24 protein-coding genes and 1 tRNA gene are annotated in these 24,867 nt (G+C 41.4%); 17 read left to right on the top strand and 8 right to left on the bottom strand.

Translation table 11 applies throughout. The features are described from left to right. Positions 1–78 precede the first annotated feature (78 nt). Together IGJ28_RS06610 and IGJ28_RS06615 are read left to right on the top strand one after the other, a co-directional pair. The gene (locus IGJ28_RS06610; RefSeq protein WP_252712520.1) at positions 79–1,290 is read left to right on the top strand and encodes a quaternary amine ABC transporter ATP-binding protein; all 1,212 of its coding nucleotides are present in this window, start codon (positions 79–81) and stop codon (positions 1,288–1,290) included. Then, positions 1,283–3,010 carry an ABC transporter permease/substrate binding protein gene (locus IGJ28_RS06615; RefSeq protein ID WP_252712519.1) on the top strand — a complete coding sequence of 576 codons (1,728 nt, stop codon included), beginning with the start codon at positions 1,283–1,285 and terminating at the stop codon, positions 3,008–3,010. Before IGJ28_RS06610 ends, IGJ28_RS06615 begins: the two co-directional genes overlap by 8 nt. Before the next feature lie 115 nt (positions 3,011–3,125). On the opposite strand, the gene rnhC is transcribed toward IGJ28_RS06615, so the two are convergent. Further along, a complete protein-coding gene (rnhC, locus tag IGJ28_RS06620; RefSeq protein ID WP_138371618.1) occupies positions 3,126–4,061 on the bottom strand; it encodes a ribonuclease HIII in 936 nt (311 codons plus the stop codon). 205 nt (positions 4,062–4,266) lie between these two features. Between rnhC and zapA the strand changes: the two genes are divergently transcribed. The 9 genes from zapA to IGJ28_RS06665 all read left to right on the top strand — a co-directional run bounded on the left by zapA (position 4,267) and on the right by IGJ28_RS06665 (position 14,149). Beyond that, positions 4,267–4,707 carry a cell division protein ZapA gene (gene zapA / locus IGJ28_RS06625; RefSeq protein WP_003127539.1) on the top strand — a complete coding sequence of 147 codons (441 nt, stop codon included), beginning with the start codon at positions 4,267–4,269 and terminating at the stop codon, positions 4,705–4,707. 23 nt (positions 4,708–4,730) lie between these two features. After that, positions 4,731–5,285: a CvpA family protein gene (locus IGJ28_RS06630; RefSeq protein WP_003127541.1), complete on the top strand. Its 555-nt coding sequence runs from the start codon at positions 4,731–4,733 to the stop codon at positions 5,283–5,285. Between the two features lie 72 nt (positions 5,286–5,357). Further along, a complete protein-coding gene (locus IGJ28_RS06635) occupies positions 5,358–7,721 on the top strand; it encodes an endonuclease MutS2 (protein ID WP_005471799.1) in 2,364 nt (787 codons plus the stop codon). 94 nt (positions 7,722–7,815) lie between these two features. Continuing rightward, complete coding sequence (gene trxA, locus IGJ28_RS06640) at positions 7,816–8,130, top strand: thioredoxin (protein WP_021149372.1); 315 nt, start codon at positions 7,816–7,818, stop codon at positions 8,128–8,130. 155 nt (positions 8,131–8,285) lie between these two features. After that, positions 8,286–10,505 (top strand): L,D-transpeptidase family protein, encoded by a 2,220-nt coding sequence (locus tag IGJ28_RS06645; RefSeq protein WP_252712517.1) that lies wholly within the window; start codon positions 8,286–8,288, stop codon positions 10,503–10,505. A gap of 479 nt (positions 10,506–10,984) precedes the next feature. Beyond that, the gene (locus tag IGJ28_RS06650; protein ID WP_003127545.1) at positions 10,985–11,311 is read left to right on the top strand and encodes a PadR family transcriptional regulator; all 327 of its coding nucleotides are present in this window, start codon (positions 10,985–10,987) and stop codon (positions 11,309–11,311) included. After that, complete coding sequence (locus IGJ28_RS06655; protein ID WP_103300638.1) at positions 11,298–11,978, top strand: DUF2812 domain-containing protein; 681 nt, start codon at positions 11,298–11,300, stop codon at positions 11,976–11,978. The genes IGJ28_RS06650 and IGJ28_RS06655 overlap by 14 nt, the downstream gene beginning before the upstream one ends. Positions 11,979–12,003: 25 nt before the next feature. Beyond that, a complete protein-coding gene (locus IGJ28_RS06660; protein WP_003127547.1) occupies positions 12,004–12,903 on the top strand; it encodes an ABC transporter ATP-binding protein in 900 nt (299 codons plus the stop codon). Beyond that, positions 12,896–14,149, top strand: a complete 1,254-nt coding sequence (locus tag IGJ28_RS06665) for an ABC transporter permease (RefSeq protein ID WP_438845295.1) — start codon at positions 12,896–12,898, stop codon at positions 14,147–14,149. The genes IGJ28_RS06660 and IGJ28_RS06665 overlap by 8 nt, the downstream gene beginning before the upstream one ends. A 303-nt stretch (positions 14,150–14,452) precedes the next feature. Here the strand turns inward: IGJ28_RS06665 and IGJ28_RS06670 are convergent, their stop codons facing one another. Beyond that, entirely contained in the window at positions 14,453–15,166 is a 714-nt protein-coding gene (locus tag IGJ28_RS06670) for a gamma-glutamyl-gamma-aminobutyrate hydrolase family protein (protein ID WP_176333187.1), read from the bottom strand. A gap of 184 nt (positions 15,167–15,350) precedes the next feature. Further along, positions 15,351–15,725, bottom strand: a complete 375-nt coding sequence (gloA, locus tag IGJ28_RS06675; protein WP_003127551.1) for a lactoylglutathione lyase — start codon at positions 15,723–15,725, stop codon at positions 15,351–15,353. Between the two features lie 145 nt (positions 15,726–15,870). On the opposite strand from gloA, the gene IGJ28_RS06680 reads away from it, so the two are divergent. Beyond that, positions 15,871–16,332, top strand: coding sequence for an NUDIX hydrolase (locus IGJ28_RS06680; RefSeq protein WP_005471806.1), 462 nt, complete (start codon positions 15,871–15,873; stop codon positions 16,330–16,332). A gap of 29 nt (positions 16,333–16,361) precedes the next feature. Here IGJ28_RS06680 and yidA read toward each other — a convergent pair whose 3' ends face one another. The 3 genes from yidA to IGJ28_RS06695 are packed head-to-tail and all read right to left on the bottom strand — an operon-like array spanning position 16,362 to position 19,390. Beyond that, entirely contained in the window at positions 16,362–17,183 is an 822-nt protein-coding gene (yidA, locus tag IGJ28_RS06685) for a sugar-phosphatase (RefSeq protein WP_003127553.1), read from the bottom strand. Positions 17,184–17,192: 9 nt separating this feature from the next. Then, on the bottom strand, positions 17,193–18,563 hold the full coding sequence (locus IGJ28_RS06690; protein ID WP_060813523.1) for an HD domain-containing protein: 1,371 nt from the start codon (positions 18,561–18,563) through the stop codon (positions 17,193–17,195). After that, positions 18,560–19,390, bottom strand: coding sequence for a lipoate--protein ligase family protein (locus tag IGJ28_RS06695; RefSeq protein WP_176333185.1), 831 nt, complete (start codon positions 19,388–19,390; stop codon positions 18,560–18,562). Before IGJ28_RS06695 ends, IGJ28_RS06690 begins: the two co-directional genes overlap by 4 nt. A 179-nt stretch (positions 19,391–19,569) precedes the next feature. Between IGJ28_RS06695 and IGJ28_RS06700 the strand changes: the two genes are divergently transcribed. Next, the gene (locus IGJ28_RS06700) at positions 19,570–20,007 is read left to right on the top strand and encodes a DUF1934 domain-containing protein (protein ID WP_005471808.1); all 438 of its coding nucleotides are present in this window, start codon (positions 19,570–19,572) and stop codon (positions 20,005–20,007) included. 86 nt (positions 20,008–20,093) lie between these two features. Next, on the top strand, positions 20,094–20,699 hold the full coding sequence (gene rpoE / locus IGJ28_RS06705) for a DNA-directed RNA polymerase subunit delta (RefSeq protein ID WP_005471809.1): 606 nt from the start codon (positions 20,094–20,096) through the stop codon (positions 20,697–20,699). Positions 20,700–20,849: 150 nt separating this feature from the next. Here rpoE and IGJ28_RS06710 read toward each other — a convergent pair. After that, positions 20,850–20,921, bottom strand: a tRNA-Arg gene (locus IGJ28_RS06710). Between the two features lie 54 nt (positions 20,922–20,975). Here IGJ28_RS06710 and rpoN point away from each other — a divergent pair. Further along, positions 20,976–22,289 carry an RNA polymerase factor sigma-54 gene (rpoN, locus tag IGJ28_RS06715; RefSeq protein WP_081131213.1) on the top strand — a complete coding sequence of 438 codons (1,314 nt, stop codon included), beginning with the start codon at positions 20,976–20,978 and terminating at the stop codon, positions 22,287–22,289. Here the strand turns inward: rpoN and IGJ28_RS06720 are convergent. After that, entirely contained in the window at positions 22,267–22,467 is a 201-nt protein-coding gene (locus IGJ28_RS06720; protein WP_081131214.1) for a hypothetical protein, read from the bottom strand. The genes rpoN and IGJ28_RS06720 overlap by 23 nt on opposite strands. Positions 22,468–22,725: 258 nt before the next feature. On the opposite strand from IGJ28_RS06720, the gene IGJ28_RS06725 reads away from it, so the two are divergent. Beyond that, complete coding sequence (locus tag IGJ28_RS06725; RefSeq protein ID WP_003127560.1) at positions 22,726–23,763, top strand: sugar-binding transcriptional regulator; 1,038 nt, start codon at positions 22,726–22,728, stop codon at positions 23,761–23,763. A gap of 40 nt (positions 23,764–23,803) precedes the next feature. Then, the gene (gap, locus tag IGJ28_RS06730; RefSeq protein WP_003127561.1) at positions 23,804–24,805 is read left to right on the top strand and encodes a type I glyceraldehyde-3-phosphate dehydrogenase; all 1,002 of its coding nucleotides are present in this window, start codon (positions 23,804–23,806) and stop codon (positions 24,803–24,805) included. Positions 24,806–24,867: the final 62 nt, after the last annotated feature.

Raw genomic sequence — 24,867 nt, forward strand, 5'->3', positions numbered from 1 at the left:
TTTTGACAAAGTGACCACATGCTGTTAGTATAGTATGGTCACTTTCGTGAAATTTTTCAGAAAAAGGAGTCAGTATAAGTGAGTAAAGTTAAAGTTGCACATTTAACGAAAATCTTTGGCAAGAAGAAGCAACAAGCGTTTGCCATGATTCAAGAACAACGCAGCAAGAATGAAATTCTAGAAAAAACTGGGGCCACTGTTGGCGTCTATGATGTGAATTTTGAAGTCAATGAAGGAGAAATCTTTGTGATTATGGGACTTTCTGGTAGTGGGAAGTCAACCTTGATCCGTTTATTGAATCGGTTGATCGAACCATCCGGTGGGGACATTTATATTGATGGGGAAGACATTGCGAAGATGAGTAAAGAAGAATTACGTGAAGTCCGACGCCATAAGATCAACATGGTTTTCCAAAGCTTTGGTTTGTTCCCTCACCGAACGATTCTTGAGAATACAGAATATGGCTTAGAGGTGCGAGGGGTTCCCAAAGAAGAGCGAGTAGCCAAAGCCGAAAAAGCTTTAGCTAATTCTGGGCTATTATCTTTCAAGGATCACTATCCTGATCAACTGTCTGGTGGGATGCAACAACGGGTTGGTCTGGCGCGAGCATTAGCAAATGATCCAGAGATCTTATTGATGGACGAAGCATTCTCAGCGTTAGATCCGTTGATTCGTCGTGAAATGCAAGATGAGTTGTTAGAATTACAAGCCAATGTCCAAAAGACAATTATTTTTATCACTCATGATTTGAATGAAGCCTTGCGAATTGGTGATCGCATTGCTTTGATGAAAGATGGACAAATCATGCAAATTGGGACAGGAGAAGAGATTCTGACCAATCCTGCGAACCAATATGTGAGAGATTTCGTCGAAGATGTCGATCGCTCGAAAGTTTTGACGGCTCAAAACATCATGGTACCAGCACTAACGACAAATATCGAAATCGATGGGCCAAGCGTTGCGCTAAATCGAATGCGTAAAGAGGAAGTTAGTATGTTGCTGGCGGTAGACAAAAAACGTCATCTAAAAGGTAGTTTGACAGCTGAGTCGGCTCGCGAAGCACGCAAAAACAATTTGACCCTAAAAGAAGTCATCGATAAAAATGTACAAAAAATCGACAAAGATATGCTAGTGACGGATATTTTCAATTTAATTTATGATTCCCCGACACCGTTAGCGGTGGTTGAAAATGATCGTCTGATCGGTGTAGTTATTCGAGGCAGTGTGATCGAAGCACTGGCAGAAACGGATTCATCAGTGACAGAGGAAGGAGTGGTCGTCAATGGGTAATTTTCTTCAACAAACGATTCCAGTTGCTGATTGGGTAGAGTCCTTTACAGATTGGCTAACAGGAACTTTTAGTGGGCTCTTTTCCGCATTGCAGTCTTTTGGTCAGTTCGTGATGGATGGAATGACCAATACTTTGCTTTTTGTGCCACCACTAGTCATGATCTTGCTGCTGACAATCGCTGCATTTTTTGTTTCAAGTAAAAAATGGGGGCTGACGGCATTTACATTTGTCGGGCTACTGTTTATCTACAATCAAGGTTTGTGGACTGATTTGATGAATACTGTCACATTGGTTCTGCTCTCTAGTCTGGTATCGATCATTATCGGTATTCCCCTCGGAATCTTAGTGGCAAAAAGCGAAAAGGCGCAAAGCATCGTTACGCCAATCTTAGATTTCATGCAAACGATGCCTGGCTTCGTCTATCTGATCCCAGCAGTCGCTTTCTTTGGGATCGGCATGGTACCAGGGGTTTTTGCCTCAGTGATTTTTGCATTGCCGCCGACTGTACGGATGACTAATTTAGGAATCCGTCAAATTTCTCGTGAATTAGTCGAAGCTTCGGATTCCTTTGGGGGAACTGGCTGGCAGAAATTGGTCAAGTTAGAATTGCCATTAGCGAAAAGTACGATTTTAGCAGGTGTCAATCAAACCACGATGCTTGCTCTTTCAATGGTAGTGATTGCTTCGATGATCGGTGCCCCTGGTCTTGGACGAGGTGTCCTATCTGCACTGCAGCGGGCACAAGTCGGAAATGGATTTGTGAGTGGGGTTTCATTAGTGATCTTAGCGATCATTATGGATCGGTTTACCCAAAACTTGAATAAACCCGCTCATAAGAAAAAAGCCGTGTCCGCGAAAAGCCGCAAGCAAAAACGTCTCTTTGGCGGGATCGCTGCCGCAGCTGTTGTTGCGCTGATTGGTGCTTCTGTAGCTTTTGGTCGTGTTTCAGACAATAAAGGAACAGTCAACTTAGCATATGTCGAATGGGATACAGAAGTGGCTTCCACTCATGTGGTAGCTGAAGTGTTAAAAGAAATGGGCTATGAAGTCAAGACGACACCATTAGACAATGCGATCATGTGGGAATCTGTGGCTAAAGGCGAAGTTGACGGGATGGTAGCTGCCTGGTTGCCTTCGACTCACCAAGCTCAATATGAACAATATAAAGACCAAGTAGAAAATCTAGGACCAAACTTAGAGGGAGCTAAACTGGGAATTGCAGTTCCTAGCTACATGGCAGTTGACTCTATCGCAGATCTATCGGATGAGGCAGGAAAAACGATCACGGGAATTGAACCAGGTGCAGGTGTGGTCGCTGCTGCTGAAAATACAGTTGCAACATATGATAATCTTTCTGATTGGAATGTGGCGACATCTTCTTCCGGGGCAATGACTGTGGCGTTAGGACAAGCCATCAAGAATAAAGAAGACATTGTGATCACTGGCTGGTCGCCTCACTGGATGTTTGCAAAATATGATTTGAAATATCTAGATGATCCTGAAGGAACGATGGGAGAAGCAGAGAGTATCAATACGATGGTACGTCAAGGATTAGCTGATGATCTGCCAGAAGTTTATGAAGTACTGGATAAATTCAATTGGACACAAGAAGATATGGAAGAAGTCATGCTGGCAATCAACGATGGAACTTCTGCTGAAGATGCTGCAAAAGATTGGGTAACCAAACACCCAGAAGAAGTGGCAGCTTGGACGAAGTAAGTCAATGAAGCATGAAAGGATCAGATAAATAAACAAAAAAAGAAAGTTTCGCATCTAGACTCGGTGGCCGAGTTCAGGTGTGAGACTTTCGTTTTTTTCACTGTCTACTGACTGTCTACTGATAGTAGCCAGCAATTTTTTGTGCTTTTTCAGTATTGGCGAAATGCAGTTTGGTATACTTCGCTAATAAAGGCATTCCGCCTTTTTGCAAAAGCTGAGCAGCGACCTGATCGGATTTGCTGCCGGCACCCGAAGGAAGCTGTAATCCAACTTCTTGTGACGCCTTCTCTAGTTCCTCCAGAAAAACAGTGCGGCATAGAATGGAGGCCGCAGCCACTGCTAAATGATATTGCTCCCCTTTTGTTGCAAAAAACAATTTTTCTGTGATTTGATTTTTTTCTGATTTTAGATAGGTACGGTAATTTTTTTCGCTAGTGAATTGATCAATCAAGATGGCATCCGGTGTTTTTGGTGCGATTTTTTGCAACAGTAGCCGAATGGCTTGATTGTGTAGCGCAACTTTCATTCGAACGGTGTTGTATTTAGGTTGGATCTCATTGTATTTAGTTGGTTCAACTGTCAGTAATTGATAAGGCACAAGTTTTTTTATTTTTGGGGCCATTGCCCGAATTTGTGGATCAGTCAACATTTTGGAGTCTTTGACACCTAATGCTTTCAATGCGGGTAGCTGATCTTTACTGGCATAGACAGCGCAAACGACTAAAGGACCAAAATAACTGCCATTGCCAACTTCATCACTACCAACGACACTCCACTGTGAAAAATCAGCAGGCAAGGAGGATGAAGGAGCCTTGTTGTTCGTATTTGCTGTTTTGGACAAGTCGGCGGAATTGCTCCAACGAGCTGCTTCAGCTTCTGCACCACTGCCTTGAAACATCACTTTACCAGAAGTATAAGCGGTGATGGTCGTTTGTTCTTTTTTGGCAACAAACACGGTATAAGGAACTTTTTTATTCAACAGCGCTTGCTGATAGAAGTTCATCATTTCTGCGATAGTTTTTTGAGATACTTTAATGACGATATTACTCATTATCTTCCTCCGATATACATACTGGTTATTTGAATAGAACATCTTCTTAGATTCTACCATAGGTAAAAATTTTACGAAGCCTCTTTCTAAAAAAACGATTGGCATGGAAATTACACTAGAAATCACGTATAATAGGTAGGAGTTTGCGATACGCGTGCAGAAAGTGATAAAATAGTACAGAACAGCAATGGGAGGAATCTTTCCTATGACGGAGCAAAAGAAACGTTATAAAGCAGTAATCGCCAATCAAAGCTACACGATTATTGGGCGTGAAAGTAAACAACATATGGATATGGTAACGAAATTAGTCAATGACCAATTGACAGAAATCATGGGGCTGTCTTCTCAAGTCGATAAAGAGCAAGCAGCAATTCTATTAGCAATCAATGCGATTTCTGATCAGTTGAAAAAACAAGAGCAAGTATTAAGTTTGCAAAATAAGGTAGAAGAGTTACGCAGTCAAGCGATTAAGGCGACCGAACTAGAGAATCGGATTAAGCGAATCGAAGCGATTGAGTCTGAAGCGCGCCAAGTATTGGATGAGACAGGTCGCGGAGATGTGGAGATCCATAATCATGTGGAGGCTCAACAAATACTAAATGAACAACGTAAGCGCAAAATCCAAGAAAAAGCAGCTCATGGTTAAGTAGGCGCGGAAAGGACTCTGAAATGATAGGATTTTTGGTTCTGGTTCTTTTGTTAGCGGCATTTTATGGTGGCGCACGGCGAGGGACTTCATTGCAGCTGGTCTCCGTTTTAGGATACCTTTTTTCTTTTTTAGTTGCAGTGGCAAATTACCAAGCTTTGGCAAAAAAAATTGAATTATATGTTCCTTATATGTCTGTGACCGCAGACTCAAAGTTGGTCTTTTATAACCTAGATCTTGCTCTAGACCTAGACAAAGCGTACTATGCAGCTGTCGCTTTTATTATGATCCTTTTTGCTGGCTGGTTAGTGACAAAATTGATTTGCATTTTTGCAAATGGACTGCGTTTCAAACGTCTGCGTTTTTTGAAAGGCTATGATTGGGTCGTAGCAGGGATCTTGAATACGCTATTAGTTTATCTGAATATCTATTTCTTTTTTATGATCCTCTCGATGATTCCTTTAGCGACTATCCAAAATTTGTTTGATAAGAGCAGCACGGCACACTTTATCGTTGAAAGTTCGCCAATCATTTCTGATTACTTTTACCGTTTGTGGATCACTAATGTGATTGGTTAGTATAAGGCAGCTGGTCATTAGACCCATGCTGCTTTTTTTCTTAAGTAAAAAAATGAAAAAGTAGGTGAGACTATGAATAAAAAAATTCTTGATGTTTTAGCTTTCGATCAAGTAAAACAATTGGTTGGGCAGTATCTAGTGACCGCCCAAGGGAAAGAAGAATTAGCTCAATTAGCGCCATCAGCAGATGCTCAGCAAATTTCCACTTGGCTGGCTGAAACAGAAGATGCGTTAAAAGTACAGCGATTGCGGGGCGGTATTCCTGTACCAAAAATTGAAAATATTCGTCCGCAAATGAAGCGAATCGAAATAGGAGCGGACCTTAATGGTTTAGAATTAGCGCAAGTAGGTCGAGTGTTGGTGACAGCCAATGAATTGAAGCGTTTCTTTGAAGATCTATCAGACAGCGAAATCGAGTTCGAGCGACTGTATGAATGGGAAAAGCAGTTAGTAACGCTGCCCACGCTTAGCCGTCGCCTGAAAGAAGCAGTGGATGAAGACGGTCGGTTGACTGACGAAGCATCTCCAGAGCTACGTGTCATTCGACAAAATATTCGTCGTTCTGAACGAACGATCAGAGAAACGTTAGATAGTCTCGTACGTGGCGGAAATGCCAAGTATTTGAGCGATACCATTGTCACGATGCGAAATGAGCGCTATGTGATTCCGGTGAAGCAAGAATATCGTGGCGTGTTTGGCGGGGTCGTGCATGATCAGAGTTCTTCTGGGCAGACATTATTTATTGAACCAAAACAAGTGGTGGATCAGAATAATCGACTGCGCCAACATCAAATCGCTGAGCGTACGGAGATTGAACGAATCTTAGCGGAACTTTCTGCAGAGCTAGCTCCTTATCAACGCGAAATTCTGCACAACGCCTATGTGATCGGGATGATGGACTTCATGAATGCCAAAGCACGCTTTGGGAAAGAATTGCAGGCAATCGTGCCGGCTATCAATACAGATAATCATGTCGTTTTCAAACAAGCACGTCATCCGCTGATCGATCAAGAAAAAGTCGTACCGAATGATATTGCTATTGGTGAAGACTATCAAGCGGTGGTAATTACCGGTCCGAATACTGGTGGGAAAACAATCACCTTGAAGACGCTGGGATTGCTTCAAATCATGGGGCAATCTGGATTGCCGATTTTAGTCGATGAAGAGAGCCAAATGGGCATTTTTCAAGAAATTTTTGCTGATATTGGGGATGAGCAATCCATCGAACAAAGTTTATCTACCTTCTCTTCTCACATGACGACGATCGTCGATGTTCTCAAAAAAGTGGACCATACAAGTTTAGTTTTATTCGATGAACTGGGAGCTGGGACCGATCCGCAAGAAGGCGCGGCGTTAGCGATTGCTATTCTTGATGAACTTGGTGCACGCTCTGCCTATGTGATGGCGACGACTCATTATCCGGAATTGAAAGTGTACGGTTACAATCGTGCCAATACCATCAATGCTTCAATGGAGTTTGATGTCGATACCCTAAGCCCAACATATCGTTTGCTGATCGGTGTGCCTGGTCGCAGTAATGCTTTTGAAATCTCCAAACGTCTGGGCTTGGACACCCAGATCATTGAGCAAGCCAAGCAAATCATGGATGGCGAAAGTCAGGACTTGAATGAGATGATCGCCGACTTAGAAAACCGGCGCAAGATGACCGAAACAGAGTATTTGGAAATGCGGCATTATGTAGAAGAAGCGGAACGGCTGCAAAAAGAATTGAAACAAGCATATAACTTTTTCTTTGAAGAACGCGAAGCAGAACTAGCAAAAGCCCGCAAGAAAGCAAATCAAATCGTTGAAGAAGCAAAAGAGGAATCGGAAAAAATCATTTCGGATATCCGCAACATGCAATTGAGCAGCGGACAGAGCCATGTCAAAGAACATGAGTTGATCGCAGCCCGCACAAAATTGTCTGATCTTCATCAAGAAGAACATTTGCAAAAGAACAAGGTCTTGCAAAAAGCCAAAGCTGCGAAAACATTGAAGGTCGGCGATGAAGTGTTAGTTACTTCCTATGGTCAGCGAGGAACTTTGATCAAAAAGATGGGACAATCACAATGGCAAGTGCAATTGGGAATCTTAAAAATGACGCTGCCTGAATCAGATCTACAGCCGGCAGCACCTGTCAAAGAACCTGTGCAGCGCGTCGTTCATACCGTCCGTTCAGCGGAGTCTTCGCATGTTCCTAATCAGCTGGATCTTCGTGGCAAACGCTATGAAGAGGCATTGAATGAAGTTGATCAGTATCTCGATGCGGCGATTCTTGCTGGTTACCCACAAGTGACGATCGTTCACGGAAAAGGGACGGGGGCATTACGGCAAGGAATTACGGAATATTTGAAAAATCATCGTAGTGTCAAAAGTTTTGAGTTTGCACCGGCAAATCAAGGTGGCAATGGGGCGACCATCGTAAAATTTAAATAATCGTTAAGGCTTCTTACCTTTTGTAAGCAGAGGATTTCAAAAAAGCACGTGAACATGCTATACTTTTTTTAGCAATCAAATGGAGGCGAACAATATGGCAAAAGAAATTACAGATAAAACTTTTTCAGAAGAAACCGATAAAGGCTTAGTCCTTATTGATTTTTGGGCAACATGGTGCGGTCCATGTCGGATGCAAGCACCAATCTTGGAACAATTAGCAAATGAATATGAAGAAGACGAATTAAAAATCGTCAAAATGGATGTGGATGAAAATCCTGAAACGCCAGCTTCATTTGGTATCATGTCGATCCCTACGCTATTGTTGAAAAAAGATGGCCAAGTGGTAGATAAAGCCGTTGGTGTTCATACCAAAGATCAATTGAAAGAAATGGTAGCAAGCCACATGTAAGAAAATTTTATAGTAAGCAGCGATCTTAAGCGATCGCTGCTTTTTTTTGAGTAGTTTTAAGCGAGGATTTATTCTTGCAATGGTATAATGAAAGTGTGAATATGGGGAGCGTCTACTTTCTATGGAGTGCTTTTATTTGAAAAGGGGGATGAAAAATGAAAAAGAATAGAGGATGGGGGTACCGGCTGCTCTGTATCATTTCCTTGGTCAGTGCACCGCTTGTATCTGCAGGTGCGACCTACGCGGAAACAATTGATACAGGAACTTCTTCAGTCAATCAAGTCACCGAATCAACCACCAATACCAGTAGGACGACAACCGAAACGACTGACTCAACAACTGCGACATCGTCTACAATAGACACGTCAACTTCCGAAGCGAGTACCAACAGTTCGACTGATAGCTTTGGGGAAACAACTACAAGTAGTTCAGAAATAACTGTTTCTTCCACAGAAGAAACGGATACTTCAGAAGCGAATCCAGTCATCACTGTTAAGGAATTAGCCAATTCAAATCGCTATGTCAAAATCAACACTTTCACAGCGACTACAACGGAGTCGCAAGCAATGGATAGTCGTCAGGTTTTATATACCCTCAATCAATTGCAACTAACAGCCACAGGATCAATTACTGAACTTGCGGGTCACGTTTATAAAAGTGTCAAACAGTACCAAGATACAGCGACGAAAAAGAAGTATAGTGAACTACTTGATGAACAGAATCACGTGATTGGTATTGTTGAAGCAGAGTCTGTCACGACAGCAGATGGGGTGTTTCAGTCAGAAAAAAAATATGCTACTGTTCAAAGTGGCAATTATCCTTTATGGGAGTCAATTTTTTTTGATAAACAGTTAGGCACGACAAAAACAATCAATCAACAAACGTTTCAAGTAAAAGAAAGTTTCAAACACGGAAACGGCTCGACCTATTATGCTCTGTACACGGATAAGAACCAATTTATTGGTTGGATTAATGCCAAAGGAGCCGCGGATGCCAAATCACCTGGAGGCATATGGCAATCTGAATCAAAATACGCCACGATCATCAGTGGCAACTACACATTATGGCAAAATTTTGATTGGTCAGCCAAAAAAGGAACGACAGCTGCTTTAAATGGAAAGACCGTCAAAGCCACAGGAAAATATCGCCATGTTAATGGTGCAACGTATTATTCGTTGTATGACAATAAGAACAAGTGGTTAGGTTATATCAACGCTGCCGGTGTCAAAACGACATCAAATGCACAGGGAGCTTACCAGGCTTACGGTAAATATGTTACTCTAACAAAGAAAAATTATACAATTTGGGGTAATTTTAACTGGTCGAGCAAAAAGAACACTACCTCTTCATTGTATGGAAAAACTTACCAGGCTAAAGGAAAATATGAACATTGGAACGGATCAACTTACTACTCATTGTCTGATTCTACTGGCAAATGGATCGGCTATTTGAATGCTGAAGCCGCTACTGTGGCTAATAATCAAGGTGGCATATGGCAGAGTGAAAACAAGACGATCCGGATGAAAAGTAAGAACTATACATTGTGGCAAGATTTGAATTTTTCTAAGAAGAAAGCTTCGAGTGGCAATTATATGAACAAAAATATCAAAGTCACCGGAAAATATCAGCATTATAACGGTGCGACCTATTACTCATTGTATTTAAACAATACATGGATCGGCTATATCAATGCTACAGGTGTCACAAATGCTCATGTAATCCATTCGCAGAGCAATATTAGCCGTTATGTGATCGTCAACAATGCCAGCGGGAATTTTCTGAATGCTGCTGATCCTAACAGCAGCAAATTAGGAAAAAAGAGTAATTATAAAGGGTATATGGCGAAAGCAACCAAATTAGCCAAAACGAGTGATGGCAATTATCTGTATCTGGTTTCACCAGCAGGGAAAATCGGGTGGATCAAAGAGAATCAGACGTATAGCGTGAATGATAAATTCTGGATGTACACTACTGGTGGCAAGTACCCTTCGCTAAATGTCAAAAATTTAAACATTCATGTGTCCATCAGTAAGCAGCGAGTTTACATTAAGTCAGGCGACAAAGTCATTTATACCATGCTTTGTTCCACGGGGACAGTTTTTACGCCGACACCGTTAGGTAATTTTAGAATTCAGCAGGAGAAAGGCTCCGCCTTTTCAGGAGCGGCTTATTACCGTTCTTTCAAAGATCATGGTGTCTATCTATTCCATACCGTTCCAACAAGCATTGCTTGGTCAACCAATTCATTTAGTTCGGTGGAAGGCAAAAAACTAGGACAGCGAGCTTCTCATGGCTGTATTCGATTAGCAGTCCCTGATGCTAAATGGTTCTATTACAACATGCCTTACAACACTCCCGTAAAAATCGTTAACTGATTCTAGCTGCTGCATCCTTTGAATAAGGATGCAGCAGTTTTTTTGTAGCGAAAAGAGCTGTTGATTTGCACTTCACTAATTAGAGTTGAAAGTTTTTATCTTCTGAATAGAGATCAAGGCCTTTTTGATATTTTACTTTTTGATATTTTGATAGAAGTTAGATTTGTAAAGTGGGTCAATTGACTAAAAACTGCCCTTTGAAATCTGTGTCGCCCGTTTGGGAAAAGGATTTCTCTTTTGAATGACTGACATGTCCGTTCGAAGCTTGATAGGGAGCATCAATCTCGAATCCCTAGTTGCTAACTAAGGTAAGTATAAAGCGGTCAACTAAGTGTAAATAGTTCTGAAATACGCCGATAGATAATCAGAAAACTACCCAAATCCGGGAGAAAATTGCTTACAAAAAGAGATTGACACTTATTATATCATTCGATAATATATCAATAAGTGATATAGTTTCCTAGGATGGGGGAAAACACATGGATGAACCATTGACCGATTCAACTTATTTGATTTTGTTAGCTTTATTAAAGCCAAAACATGGCTATGTGATCATGAAGCAAATCAATGAATTAAGCCAAGGTACCTATGAAATCGGTCCGGCAACAATGTATACTATATTGAAAAAATTGACCAAAAATGAAATGATCAGTTTAGAAGAGACGACAGATCGTAAAAAAATCTATCAGATCACAGCCAAAGGAAAAACGGCTTTAGAAAAGGACATTCAGCGACGAAAACATTTCTTTGAGATTGGTGAACAGATTATGGGTGAGTTGGGGGGACTGGCAGATGAGCAAACGTAAGACAAAATATTTGTATTCATTAGGTGTTGCCTATTATCCAGAAAAAGAAATGATGCGGCTGCAAGAGCAAGCAGCAAAAGGTTGGCAGTTTGTGCATATGAATCAGTTCGGTTTTTTGAAGTTTATTCAAAGCCAACCACAAGAGAAGAAGTTTGCTGTCGATTTTTTTCAAGGAGACAAATCTGATGTTGATGAATACTTGGCAATGTATGAAGCCGGCGGATGGGAGTATATTAGTTCCTACAAAAACCGTTACTACTATTTTCAGGCTCCTTTAGAGACACCAGCTATTTTTAGTGATCAGCAAAGCTATCAAGAACGAATCGATAGTGAGGCACGCTATCTTATGAAACGTTCTTTTGGCATAACAGGTGTTGGCTTGGTTATTCTGCTTTTGATTTATCTCCTCGCTCGCTGGCTAGTACTTACCTATAATGAGATACTAGGTTTCTCATATGGTGTTGCAGTTGGGCTGATTTGTGCGCCTCTTATCATCGGTGTGGTGTCATTTCTCATGCGTCGCTTGTACAAGAACCGCGCCTCTTTTTACAAAGAACCAGAGAAACTAGCTAAGCGGCAACACGTGTTACGGGATACGCTGCTCTTTATGGGAGTCGGCGCATTAATTGGAGGAATTATCGGCTTTTTAGCCGGTTATTTATACTAACTTAAAAGACAAGGAAGGTGAAATTGTGTTAGAAGCAAAGAATTTAGTGAAAACATTTGGGGACTATCGGGCAGTGGATCAATTGTCCTTTCAAATCAACGATGGCGAGATCATGGGGTTGATCGGTCAAAATGGTGCTGGTAAAACCACGACATTCCGATTGATTCTAGATTTCTTACGGGCTGAACAAGGAGAAGTACTATGGAATGGCCATCAAATCACAGAAAAGGAATACAATTTGATTGGTTATTTGCCAGAAGAACGGGGACTTTACCCTAAAGTAACCATCCAAGACCAACTGATTTATTTTGCACGCTTGCGTGGAAAAAAGAAAGAAGAAATTGAACCTAAGATCGACGAATGGATGGAAAAATTCCAAGTAAAAGGGAAAAAGACAGATAAAGTTAAATCATTATCGAAGGGGAATCAGCAAAAAGTCCAATTGATCGCAACATTGATTCATGAACCTAAATTAGTCATTTTGGATGAACCATTTAGCGGATTGGACCCTGTCAATGCTGAGTTGCTGAAAGATGGCATTATTGAACTAAAAGAAAAAGGGTCTTGTGTCATTTTTTCTAGTCATAACATGGATAATGTTGAGAAAATCTGCGATCATTTGATCATGCTAAGAGATGGTCAAACGGTTCTCAACGGAAAAGTTCATGAGATCCGTGAATCGTTTGGGCGGACAAAAGTCTTCTTGGAATCTTCATTGTCAAAAGAAACCATCCTAGCAGTTGAAGGTGTCGAAAAAGTTCTTCATAAAGAAGATGGGAGTTATGACATTACATTATCGCATCCTGAAGTCGGTCGCACATTGTTTGATTTGGCCACAGCTGATGGCTATATCCCGATGTTTAACCAACAACCGCCGACATTAGAAGAAATCTTTAAGAGAAAGGCGGGAAAAGACAATGAGTAAATTTTGGGTGATCGCGCTCGATGTGTTTAAGAAAAACGTGAAATCGATCTCATTTTTGATCATGATATTGATTCCATTTATTGCATTGGGCATTATTTATGTGGTAGGAATTTTTACCGATGGAATGAACAGTGCCGATAAAATTGCTGTTTATGCGAATGAACCAGCTATTGCACAAACAATCACAGCTCAGAAAAATGAAGACTATCAATTTGAAGTGGTGGATTCTGAAGAAGCTGGAAAAAAACAATTAGCGGATGAAAAGGTCGATGCATTCTTGATCGTTACTTCAGAGGCCGACAGTATCAAAGGTGAATTATTGAGTGAATCTTCTATGGGACAAACCACAGAGTTGACGGTTCAGCAATTATTGTCTGGGTTGCAAGCCTCGGGACGTGCCGCAGCACTCGGATTAAATCAGGAGCAAGTGGCTAGTTTAAGTGAGCCAGCAAACTTCAGTAAACAAAAAGTTTCTTTCACCGAAGATGGCAAAATGGAGCTTGGGGAAGACAATAGTTCGATCCAATACATTGTGAGTTATATCGGAACAATTATTTTATTCATGTTTATTTTGACTTACGCTCAAATCATTGCCCAAGAGATTGCTTCCGAAAAAGGGACCCGGATCATGGAAGTTATTTTGTCCAGTACGAGAGCACAGGTTCACTTTTATGCCAAATTAACCGGTGTAATTATGGTCGCATTAGCTCAGTTATTGGCTTACGCCGGTATCTTTGCTATCAGTTATTATTGGATCAAAGACATTTCAATGGTCAAAGATGTATTAGCCAATTTCTCAATTGATGGATTATTCGGTCCATTCTTGATTTACTCGGTCATCTTTGTCCTATTAGGAATTTTGATTTACTCTGTCCTGTCTGCTTTGTGCGGTTCATTAGTCAATAAAGCAGAGGATACTGCCAAGGCGATCATTCCTGTCACTTACCTTTCTTTAGCCGGTTATATGTTAGGTTTGATTCTAGGCGGTACAGATCCTAACAATATCATTTTGCGGGTCACTTCTTATATCCCGTTTTTATCTTCATTTATCATGCCAGTCCGATTGGCTAACGACACAGTAGGTATCGGAGGCGCGGCAGTCTCTGTAGCCATCTTAGCAGTAAGTACATTGGCATTGATGCTGATCTCAGCAAGAATGTATAAGTCAAACGTACTGATTTATAACGATAACGGCATTTTGGCTTCATTGAAACAATCTTTCGTTTTGATGAAGAATGAAAAATGACCAGCCAACAAATTCTCCGATTAGTTAGGCTTCAATAAAGAAACCGATGAAAAGCTTGTGCTTTCTGATTACCAAATGGTATCCAGAAAACCCTCTGCTTTTCATCGGTTTTTTTCTACGTAGAATTAGGTAAAGTAGCTTTAATGAGTCAAGACCGCCAATTGATCAAGCTAGTATCCAATCAGCCTTTAATTACTAACTATTAAAGTTAAACGAGTCATTTAAACTACTAGTTTCAAATATAACCAAGTCTTTTTTCAATCAGGCATTGCCTCTGCTAGCGAAATCTTTGTTGGCATAATGTCAAAACTGATGAACAAAGTAGTCGAAAATTTGCTGTTCTGAAGCAATCTCTTGTGCGGTTAATTCAGGATGCCATTGGATCCCTAAAATCGGCGCCGCAAAGGCAGAAGTTTCAATGGCTTCTACGATACCGTCAGGGGCAGTTGCGATCACTTGGAAATCTTTTGCAACATCTTTAATGGCTTGATGGTGAAACGAATTCACTTGATAGGTGGTTCCTAATAATTTTCCTAAACGACTGTCAGCAACGATCTCAACGGCATGAGTAGGAAAGCGAAAGGGTGTCGGTGCTTGCACATGCTTGATGGTTGGTTGCTCGACCAATGACAAGTCTTGATAGAGGTTGCCGCCGAAAGCAACATTCAATAGCTGCATGCCACGACAGACACCAAAAATTGGTTTTTCTTGTGCGACAGCTTCTTTGATCAACGCCAATTCAAATGCGTCTCGTTCAGGATGTGTACCTTGGATCAGTGGATGCATCTCTTCGCCATAATAGCGAGGAGTCACATCATGACCCCCTGCCAAAAGTAATTTATCAATCTGGGCAATATATTGGGCGGCATTTTCGGGAGCTCCCATGGGTAAAATAAGGGGAAGGCCAGAGGCTTGTTGAATCTGTGTCACAAAATTTCTCGGGGTATATGTAATCCAATGGGCTTCCCCATCAATCATCGTTCGTTCGTTGCCAGCAATTCCAATCACTGGTTTCATAAGCATTCTCCTTCCAGCTGTTTTGACAGCAGTAATGAATAAAAAACTGTGACAAAAGGAAAACAAAGGAAGCTATCCGAACTGACTTTTTCCACGAAATTGCGAGGACCTACTAGAGAGTAGATGCAATTTCGTTATCGTTCGGATGCTCCATTTGTTGCTGCACTTAAGTCACAGTACTTTTTTATTTTTCGCGAATCACTTCTATTTTGTAGCCATCTGGGTCTTTCACGAAATAGTAAGAAGGAGAAGTACCAGGCAAGCCTTTTAAGTCAGTAACATCAAAACCAGCTGCTTTATGCTGCTCGTGAAGTTTCTCTAAATCATCGGTACTGATCGCGATATGACCATAGCCGTCACCTAGATCATAGCCGGGATGATCATAGTTATAAGTTAATTCTAATTCATAATCATCTCCTGGTAATGTCAGGTAAACCAACGTAAATTTGTTTTCTGGAAAATCACGACGGCGCGATTCTTCAAAACCGAATGCTTCTTGATAAAATGCAAGTGATGCTTCAAGATCTTTCACTCGCACACAAGTATGTGCCATTTTCATTTGTCATTCATCCTTTCAATTGTGGTAAGCCTATAATAACATAACCCGATTTTTTGTGGTAAGAAAAGTGCACCCCGTCAAGTTGCAGCTTGTCGCCAGTGGCTTCCTAAGGTAGAATGGAAAGAAAGAGATGATGGAGGGAAACATGGGGAACAAGGAGAAAGTGTTTGGGCAAAAAGAGCCGGGGGCTGACTATATTTCACGATTCGGTGCCTATGTCGTGATTCCGAATGAACACCAACAAGTGATTTTGGTCCAAGCGCCAAATGGCGCCTTTTTTTTACCAGGAGGGGAGATTGAACCCGGTGAATCGAAGGAAGAAACGATCAAACGGGAATTGGTCGAAGAAGTAGGATTTGCAGGAAAGATCGCCAGTTATTTAGGGGAGGCGGTTGATTATTTTTACTCGCGACATCGAGAAACGTATTACCATCATCCGGCTTATTTTTATTTAATGACCGATTGGCAAAAAATAGGTGAGCCAACAGAACAACACAACCAACTTTCGTGGCATACACCAGAAGAAGCCATTCATTTATTGAAACGCGGCAGTCATGCCTGGGCAGTGAAACAATGGGTAAATCAAAAAGACAACGATCATGCATAAAGGCAGTGATCGTTGTCTTTTTTACTCTTTTATTTTAGTTCATTTAACACATAGTCATTGATAACTTTAGCTACACCATCTTCTTCATTGGAAGCAGTGATGACGTCGGCCGCTTGTTTGACGTTTTCTGTTGCATTAGCCATTGCAACGCCAAGACCCGCATATTCGACCATCGTTAGATCATTTTCGTTATCACCAATCGCCATGACTTCTGCTTGTGAGATACCTAGTTCCTCAGCTAGCTTCTGAACCGCAGCCCCTTTATGAGCTTTCTTATTCAAGACTTCTAAGAAAAATGGTGCACTTTTGACGATATTGAAACGCTCAGTCAATGAAGTTGGCAATTGTGGAATAATAGCATCGATCAATTCAGGCTCATCGATCATCATCATTTTGATGATATTCAGATCCGCAGTCATTTCTTCCGGTGTACGATATTTCAAAGGCATATTGACCAAAAAGGCTTCATAGACGGTATAAGGACTGATGTCTCGATTCGCTGTGTACATCGTATCTTGGGTTTCCACATGCAAATGAACCCCTAATTTACGGGCAGTCATTTCTACTTCTAAGTATTCTTCATGCGTCAATCCGAATTCAGAAACGATTTCTTTTGTTTTAGTCTTCTGTACGAGAGAACCATTATATGTGATTACGTAGTCCGTTTCTGAAAACAAGTCTAGTTCACTTAATAAATCTTGGACACCTGTTAAGGGGCGGCCAGTACATAAGACGATTCGAACACCCTGTGCCTCCGCAGCTTTTAGTGCTTGGTACACTCCAGGTGTGATTTTTCGATCATTGTTCAGTAACGTGCCATCGATATCGATAGCAATCAGTTTGATGCTCATAACTTCCTCCTAGTTGTTCGTATTGATCAAGGCACCATTGCGAATATGTTTCGCAAACTCTTGATACGTATCCCAAAATAAATCATAGTGATTTTGTAGTGCGGGGTCAATCATTTCTTTTGGGAAATAAAAGCGCTGGTCTCCTTGTGTTTGCCCAGCAAGTGCAGCTACTAGTTGACTAGCCTTGGATAATTCCACTAGGGAGCCGTCTTTTTCTTGCAGTTCGATTTGTGTCCGATGCATGCCGGAAGTTGGGCGATAAAAGTCATAAGGTAAATCGAAACTAGAATTGATTGCTGTGTAATAGTCGGGGTTAAAACCGACTTTTTCGACAAGAGATTGCAGTTCATGAATCAATGGCAATTGAGTGTCTTCTTCAAAACGTGCAGACTTCAGCGGTTTGCGGTTCAAGAATCGTTTGGCTAAGTCACTAAGAATCGGATCATTTTCTTCCGTCCACTGAGTGAAGTACGTATTCAAGACGCCATCGTCTAGTTTTAGGTATTCTTCCAAAGTAAAGTGCTGTTTAAGAAAGGGCAGCAAAAGCTGGGAATGCGATTGGAAAAGTTCTTCATGCTCTTGATACAATTCGGCAGCGCGATTTAGTAAATGTGCCAAGATAACTTCCATTCCCCGAGAACTGGCATGGAAATAGACTTGGACATACATTTGATAGCGGCTGACAATATAATCTTCTACCGCATGCATGCCACTCATAGAAAATGCGATCCCGCCAGCATAGGGACGAATGACTCGCAGAATACGTGTCAAATCAAATGTGCCGTATTCCGTTCCCGTGAAGTATGCATCCCGCAGTAAATAATCCATGCGATCCGCATCGATCTGACTGGAAATCATTTGCACCACTTGTGGGTTTGGGTATGTCTTAGTAATAACACTGGCCACTTTTTCAGGAAAACCTTCTTCCACACGATTGAGGATTTGATAGACTTCTGTTTCTGGAGAAGTAATGATCGCTACAGTGATGGCTTCGTGATCGGTATGAAAAATATGTTCAAAAGTGTGAGAATAAGGGCCATGGCCAACATCATGCAACAAAGCAGCACAAAGCGTGACCAATCGTTCCCGGTCATCCCAGCCATCAGACCCAACTTTTTCAACTGGGAAATTTCGTTGAAACAAATCACAGATGCGGCGGCTAATTTCGTAGACTCCTAACGAATGTGAGAAGCGACTATGTTCAGCACCATGAAAAGTAAACGAAGAAGTTCCTAGTTGTTTGATCCTTCGCAGGCGCTGTACTTCTTTCGAATTGATCAAGTCCAAGATCACTTGATGCTGCACATGCACATAGTTGTGTACAGGATCACGGAATACTTTTTCAATAGCAAGTGTTTGATACTTATATGGGATGCTCATTGTGAACTCTCCTTTATCGGTTGATTTCGTTGATACATACTGGTCATACGAGCCTCTAGTAATGCCGCTTGATCATTTTTTTCAACCCATTCGGATGCAGTCACAGGGCTGAGAGAGGACTTAGTTAGCCGCATCAAGGCCTCTTGCAGTCGTGAGGCAGCTTCTGATACAGAGAAAGAACGCTGAAGCACATCTTGGAGTGTTGTCATACTGGTAGGTTCAACGGCGGGATAGCCATTAGTACCAAACTGCTCTTTCAAGCTTCTTTGATAAAACGTTCTTACTACTTCTCCTCGATAGTGTTGGTCGCCGTTGACACTAAGGTACATCATGACTGCAATTCCTGCTTTGATCCTGCGCTGGGCAGTCCCTGCGATTTTCTTTCCGTCCATACTCAAGTCAAAGGTACCGGGACAATAAGAGTTTGGGATTTCATAGGCAGCAATTTCTTTTTCGGGAAATGCTTCTCGCATCAAGTCGACCATTCGCTGATAAGCCGCATCTGTAGTAGCAGCTAACGTTTTTGGGAAAATCCACGATACATTCAGAACACCGGCATCGTTGATGACCCCAAGCCCGCCTGAGTTGCGGATGATTGGTTGAAAGCCAGCAGTCGTCAAAGCGGATATTCCTTCGGTGAAATAAGGCACTCGGGTATCTTTCATTCCTAAAATCATAGTATCAGGCAACTGCCAAAAGTGTAAAAATTCCTGATGATGAACGCCTGCATATTCACTCAATACATCGGTCAATGCAAACGGTAAAAAACGATTCTCGGTAGTTTGGGGATCAAATGGCAACATTTGATCAATCATTTCAATGGTCACGGTAGGCTTAGATTCTCCTTCAATAATAAGATCTCCTACTATTATATATGAAGATCATGAAAAAACTTAATCAAAAAGCTAAGAAAACGTTCTATAGTGGATGTTTTAGCTGAAATGATTGACAAAAGAGGGGAAAAAAGGAAAAATGGAACTGAAATTTGCTAAGGAGGCACACTATCATGAGGGAATTGTCACAAGGAATTCCGATTTCGATCCATTTAACGACAAAGGTCGAACAAGCGGGAGAAACACAAGATTTTTTGTTTGATTTACAAGGACAGGCGGTCAAAATCGGCGATACGCTGTATCTGAGATACAAAGAGATTCAGCCAGAAGGAGCCGAAGTACCAGTGACGATGAAAATTATGCCAGATGGCGTGATCCAACTGATTCGCTCGGGAGAAATGCGAACACGCTTGAAATTCGCTTACAAAGAGCGTTTAGAAACAAGTTATCAAACGCCTTACGGCACGATGCATTTCCATACATATACAAGTCACTTACATGTGAGTCTGAAAGATCGTCCTTATTCAGGTAAAGTCGATGTCCATTATGATTTATTTATGATGGAAGACAAAGTGGGAGAATACAAACTTTCTTTGGAGTTTACTGCTTAAATAAATGCAAATTTTGAAAGAATAAATTGCAATTTGTCTCACATTTTTGTATGATTAGGAGTAGACTGTGAAAGGACGTGTCCCGTTTGGAAATTAATGTATTTGAAGGTGTAAATAAAAACGAATTGTCAATGATCGAAGTTGCCCATGCGATTTTAGAGCAACGCGGTGACGTGATGGATTTTTCTGATTTGGTCAACCAAATCCAAAACTATCTAGAAACTTCGGACAGCGAGATTCGTGATTCTTTGGCGCAGTTTTATACAGACTTGAATATCGATGGCAGTTTTATTTCTTTGGGAGACAATCGCTGGGGATTGCGTTCATGGTATGCGATCGACTCAATCGATGAAGAAGTCAACCACGGAATCGATGATGAAGATGAAGATACACCGCGTCGTCGCAAACGTAAGAAAGTGAATGCCTTTATTAGTGACGATGAAGACGCGATCGATTATAACGATGATGACCCAGAGGATACTGATTTGTCTGATGACGATGAAGAGGATCTTTTTGACGATGATGACGATGAGGATGAAGAAATCTCCGCATATAACTCAGATCTGCAAGAAATTGGTGCAGACAATAACGATGATGACGAAGAGGAACTACCAGGGAACATTGAAGAAGATCTAACGATCATCGATGATGATGAAGAAGACGAATTTGATGACGAGGAAGAAGAGGAATAGGCCTCTTCTTTTTTGTGTTTAGCAAAGGCAACAGCGTATGGAAGATGGCAAGAGCTCAATCAAAATAAAAAAAACGGAAGTGCTGTCAGCACTTCCGTGTTTTTTTGAATTATCCCTTGAGATAAAGTATACTATAAATGAAATGAAAAACGCGCCTTGAGGGAATCGAACCCCCGTCTCAAGAACCGGAATCTTACGTGATATCCACTACACTAAAGGCGCGAAGCACAAATAACAGTTTAACCAATTTTCTCAGAAAAAACAAGAGGTAAAATGATGAAATTTCAACAACAATTTTCGCAACAACAAAAACAGACACAAAAGTTGGCGATGACGCAGAAATTACAGCAGTCGATCCAAGTGCTGCAATTTTCATCAGATGAACTGCTTGCTTTCGTAGATAATCAGGCATTAGAGAATCCCCTGATCGATTTAACGGACCATGAATATCCGACGAGTTATACTCAAGGCAGTGGGACATCTGAGCAATTCAATGAATATTTGAATCAGATCCCAAATAGAGGAAGTTCGCTCTTTGAGTATTTGATCGATCAAATCCATTTAAATTACCGAGATACCTTTCTACGCACCGTCGTGTTATTTCTAGTGGAATATATTGATTTGAATGGATTTTTGACCATTGATTTGGTGAAGGCTGGTCAAATGATCGGAGCTTCAGAGATTCAGATGCTCGATGCCTTGACACTGATTCAGCAGTTGGATCCAGCGGGTGTCGGCGCACGAGATCTACGAGAATGCCTCATGCTTCAAACTGAACGGGACGATGCTGCGCCAGAACTCGCCTATATCGTTCTTGAAGAATGGTTCACGGAATTAGCAGAGCGCAAGTGGGACAAAATAGCGAAAAATCTAGCAGTTTCGCTTTCAGAAATTCAGAAGGTGTTTGACTATATCCAAACGTTGACCCCAACACCAGGGGCGGCCTTTGGGTCTACAGATGGTTTGTATATCATCCCAGATTTGCGAGTTACGATTATTGAAGGCCAGCCAGTGGTTACCTCTAATCGACGAGCAATGCCGGAAGTCCGTTTCCAACAACACTATTTTGATCAATTAAAACAAAGTGGCGATGCTGAGGTAAAGAAATATTTAGACAACAAAGCCCAAGAATTTGAATGGCTAAAAAAGACTCTCCAGCAGCGAGGAGATACCATCTATCGAGTGGGAGAAGCGATTGTTCATCATCAGCAAGCCTTTTTTTTACAAGCTGACCGACCATTGAAGCCATTGATCCTCAAAGAAATCGCTGACGAATTAGGTATTCACGAATCGACAGTCAGTCGTGCCGTCAATGGGAAATATTTGGAGACAGAATTTGGTGTTTTTGAACTGAAGTCCTTCTTTGGTCAAAAAGTGTCCACCCAAAGTGGAGAGGATGTCACCACGGAGGCAATCAAGCGGCGTTTGGCAGCTTTGATCAACGAAGAGAATAAGCAGAAGCCGCTTTCTGATCAAAAATTGGCTGATTTGTTAAAAGCGGAAGAAGTGGAAATTTCTCGCCGGACTGTTGCCAAGTATCGTGAGGCTCTTAATATTCCTGGATCATCTAAACGAAAGCGGTTTGATTGATTTTTCGATACAGTTCTTGTTCTGGTCCAGCTATTGAAGAAAGATTCAACAAGAATGCCGGCAAAAAGTCCAATGACCCCACCTCTTTTACATAAGAAGACAGGTAAGCAATTTGGGTTTCATATAATCGTAGCAAAGGCAGGGCTACTTGTGATAAATAGCTCTGCCCGCTTTTCATAGGCGGTCGCTGATCCTTTTGCTCGAGTTTTTCTTTGTTGATTTCTTTTACTAGTTTGAAAGCTATTTTTGGCTGTGATAAGAATCCGCTTTACGGTTAAAAAAGTTTGGAGAATCATTTTTTATAATTGAAATAGTTGCATGAGGCGTCCAGAAGTGCTACTATTATTGGTGTAAGAGATGAATTAAATTTTTTTTGGAATAGATGGGTCATTTTAAGTCATTGTAGGACAAAAAAAGTCCAACGGGAGGATGCAAAATGCTCGATGAATTGAAATTGATTGAGGCAATCACCCCGGATATCCTCGCGGTGCTTCAAGAACGTTACCGTATTTTACGGACTATCTATTGGATGCAACCAGTAGGGCGGCGGACATTGTCTGAAAGCTTAGCAATGACGGAACGTGTGTTGAGGTCTGAAACGGATATCCTCAAAAAACTTAAATTGATTGATTCGTCTAAAAGCGGTATGCAATTAACGGCCTATGGCGAAGAAATCTATACAAAAATCGGCAGTTTGATGGATCAATTGTTTGGCATGCATCAAACAGAGAAGCGATTATCCGAGTACTTCGGGATTGATCGTTGCTTGATTGCCAGCGGTGATGGGGACCGTCAACCGAAAGTGATTGCTGAATTCGGTCAGCTGCTTAATGAGTCGTTAGACTTATTGCTGCCAGATGGTGAGAATACGATCGCTGTGATGGGCGGTACGACAATGGCAAAAGTTGCCGAAGAACTAGGCAATCTTGAAACTGGCAAACGCCATAACTTGTTTGTCCCAGCCAGAGGGGGCATCGGAGAAGCAGTCAATGTTCAGGCAAATTCAGTCGGATCAGTGATGGCGATGCGTACCAATGGTAATTATCGTTCCCTATTTGTACCGGAACAATTAAGCACTAACACCTATGAATTTTTGTTGAAAGAACCAGCGATCCTTGATGTCTTAAACTTGATAAGTCAAGCAAATTGTGTTATTCATAGTATTGGACGAGCACTGCATATGGCAGCTCGAAGAAAGATGTCAGAAAAAGAGATCCTGATGCTGAAACAAAAGAATGCAGTAGCGGAATCCTTCGGTTATTTCTTTAATGAAGCAGGCGAGGTCGTTTATAAGATTCCTCGTATCGGACTGCAGTTGAAGGACTTGCAGAACGTGCCGATCATTTTCGCAATCGCAGGCGGTAAATCAAAAGCCAAAGCGATCAATGCATACATGAAAAATGCACCAAAACAAACATGGCTCATCACAGATGAAGCCTGTGCCAATGAGATTTTAAAAGGGGCAACCCTTTAAAATAAATATTTTTATGATTTTCATAAGGAGGAAATCTTAAATGACAGTTAAAGTAGGTATTAATGGATTTGGACGTATCGGACGCTTAGCATTTCGTCGTATCCAAGAAGTAGAAGGAATCGAAGTTGTGGCTATCAACGACTTAACAGACGCTAAAATGTTAGCACACTTGTTAAAATATGATACAACACAAGGACGTTTCAACGGTACAGTTGAAGTTCATGAAGGATCATTCAACGTGAACGGAAACGAAATCAAAGTTCTAGCAAACCGTAACCCTGAAGAATTGCCTTGGGGCGAATTAGGTGTTGAAATCGTGCTAGAATGTACTGGATTCTTCACTTCTAAATCAGCTGCTGAAAAACATTTAACAGCTGGTGCAAAACGTGTAGTTATCTCAGCTCCTGGCGGAAACGATGTACCAACAATCGTTTACAACACAAACCACGAAACTTTAACAGGTGATGAAACAGTAATTTCTGGTGCTTCATGTACAACTAACTGTTTAGCTCCTATGGCTAAAACATTGAATGACAAATTTGGTGTGATCGAAGGCTTGATGACTACGATCCATGCTTACACAGGTGACCAAATGACTCTAGACGGACCACACCCTAAAGGTGACTTCCGCCGTGCGCGTGCTGCTGCAGCAAACATCGTTCCTAACTCAACTGGTGCTGCTAAAGCTATTGGCTTGGTAATTCCTGAATTGAACGGTAAATTAGACGGAGCTGCTCAACGTGTTCCTGTTGCAACTGGTTCATTAACTGAATTAGTTACAGTTCTTGACAAAGAAGTAACTGTTGACGAAGTAAACGCAGCAATGAAAGAAGCTTCAAACGAATCTTACGGTTACAACACAGACGAAATCGTTTCTTCTGATATCGTTGGTATGACTTACGGTTCACTATTTGATGCAACTCAAACAAAAGTTATGACTGTTGGCGACAAACAATTAGTTAAAACTGTTGCTTGGTATGATAACGAAATGTCATACACTGCACAATTAGTACGTACTTTAGAATACTTCGCTAAATTATAAGATTTGCGTCGTACATTCATTTAAACCATCGCAAGAGAAAGCGGGGAAGCAGCGCGCTTCTC

The organism is Enterococcus sp. AZ091, assembly GCF_051714805.1.
Lineage (GTDB): Bacteria > Bacillota > Bacilli > Lactobacillales > Enterococcaceae > Enterococcus_D > Enterococcus_D gallinarum.

Bases quoted from the DNA above. Each gene is read 5' to 3' on its own strand.
- trxA (WP_021149372.1), top strand. From the start codon at position 7,816: ATGGCAAAAGAAATTACAGATAAAACTTTTTCAGAAGAAACCGATAAA.
- gap (WP_003127561.1), top strand. From the start codon at position 23,804: ATGACAGTTAAAGTAGGTATTAATGGATTTGGACGTATCGGACGCTTA.
- IGJ28_RS06630 (WP_003127541.1), top strand. From the start codon at position 4,731: ATGATAGGATTTTTGGTTCTGGTTCTTTTGTTAGCGGCATTTTATGGT.
- zapA (WP_003127539.1), top strand. From the start codon at position 4,267: ATGACGGAGCAAAAGAAACGTTATAAAGCAGTAATCGCCAATCAAAGC.
- gloA (WP_003127551.1), bottom strand. From the start codon at position 15,725: ATGAAAATGGCACATACTTGTGTGCGAGTGAAAGATCTTGAAGCATCA.
- IGJ28_RS06655 (WP_103300638.1), top strand. From the start codon at position 11,298: ATGAGCAAACGTAAGACAAAATATTTGTATTCATTAGGTGTTGCCTAT.
- rpoN (WP_081131213.1), top strand. From the start codon at position 20,976: ATGAAATTTCAACAACAATTTTCGCAACAACAAAAACAGACACAAAAG.
- IGJ28_RS06700 (WP_005471808.1), top strand. From the start codon at position 19,570: ATGAGGGAATTGTCACAAGGAATTCCGATTTCGATCCATTTAACGACA.
- IGJ28_RS06665 (WP_438845295.1), top strand. From the start codon at position 12,896: ATGAGTAAATTTTGGGTGATCGCGCTCGATGTGTTTAAGAAAAACGTG.
- IGJ28_RS06635 (WP_005471799.1), top strand. From the start codon at position 5,358: ATGAATAAAAAAATTCTTGATGTTTTAGCTTTCGATCAAGTAAAACAA.
- IGJ28_RS06680 (WP_005471806.1), top strand. From the start codon at position 15,871: ATGGGGAACAAGGAGAAAGTGTTTGGGCAAAAAGAGCCGGGGGCTGAC.
- IGJ28_RS06670 (WP_176333187.1), bottom strand. From the start codon at position 15,166: ATGAAACCAGTGATTGGAATTGCTGGCAACGAACGAACGATGATTGAT.
- IGJ28_RS06690 (WP_060813523.1), bottom strand. From the start codon at position 18,563: ATGAGCATCCCATATAAGTATCAAACACTTGCTATTGAAAAAGTATTC.
- IGJ28_RS06725 (WP_003127560.1), top strand. From the start codon at position 22,726: ATGCTCGATGAATTGAAATTGATTGAGGCAATCACCCCGGATATCCTC.
- IGJ28_RS06720 (WP_081131214.1), bottom strand. From the start codon at position 22,467: ATGAAAAGCGGGCAGAGCTATTTATCACAAGTAGCCCTGCCTTTGCTA.
- rnhC (WP_138371618.1), bottom strand. From the start codon at position 4,061: ATGAGTAATATCGTCATTAAAGTATCTCAAAAAACTATCGCAGAAATG.
- IGJ28_RS06615 (WP_252712519.1), top strand. From the start codon at position 1,283: ATGGGTAATTTTCTTCAACAAACGATTCCAGTTGCTGATTGGGTAGAG.
- yidA (WP_003127553.1), bottom strand. From the start codon at position 17,183: ATGAGCATCAAACTGATTGCTATCGATATCGATGGCACGTTACTGAAC.
- IGJ28_RS06645 (WP_252712517.1), top strand. From the start codon at position 8,286: ATGAAAAAGAATAGAGGATGGGGGTACCGGCTGCTCTGTATCATTTCC.
- IGJ28_RS06650 (WP_003127545.1), top strand. From the start codon at position 10,985: ATGGATGAACCATTGACCGATTCAACTTATTTGATTTTGTTAGCTTTA.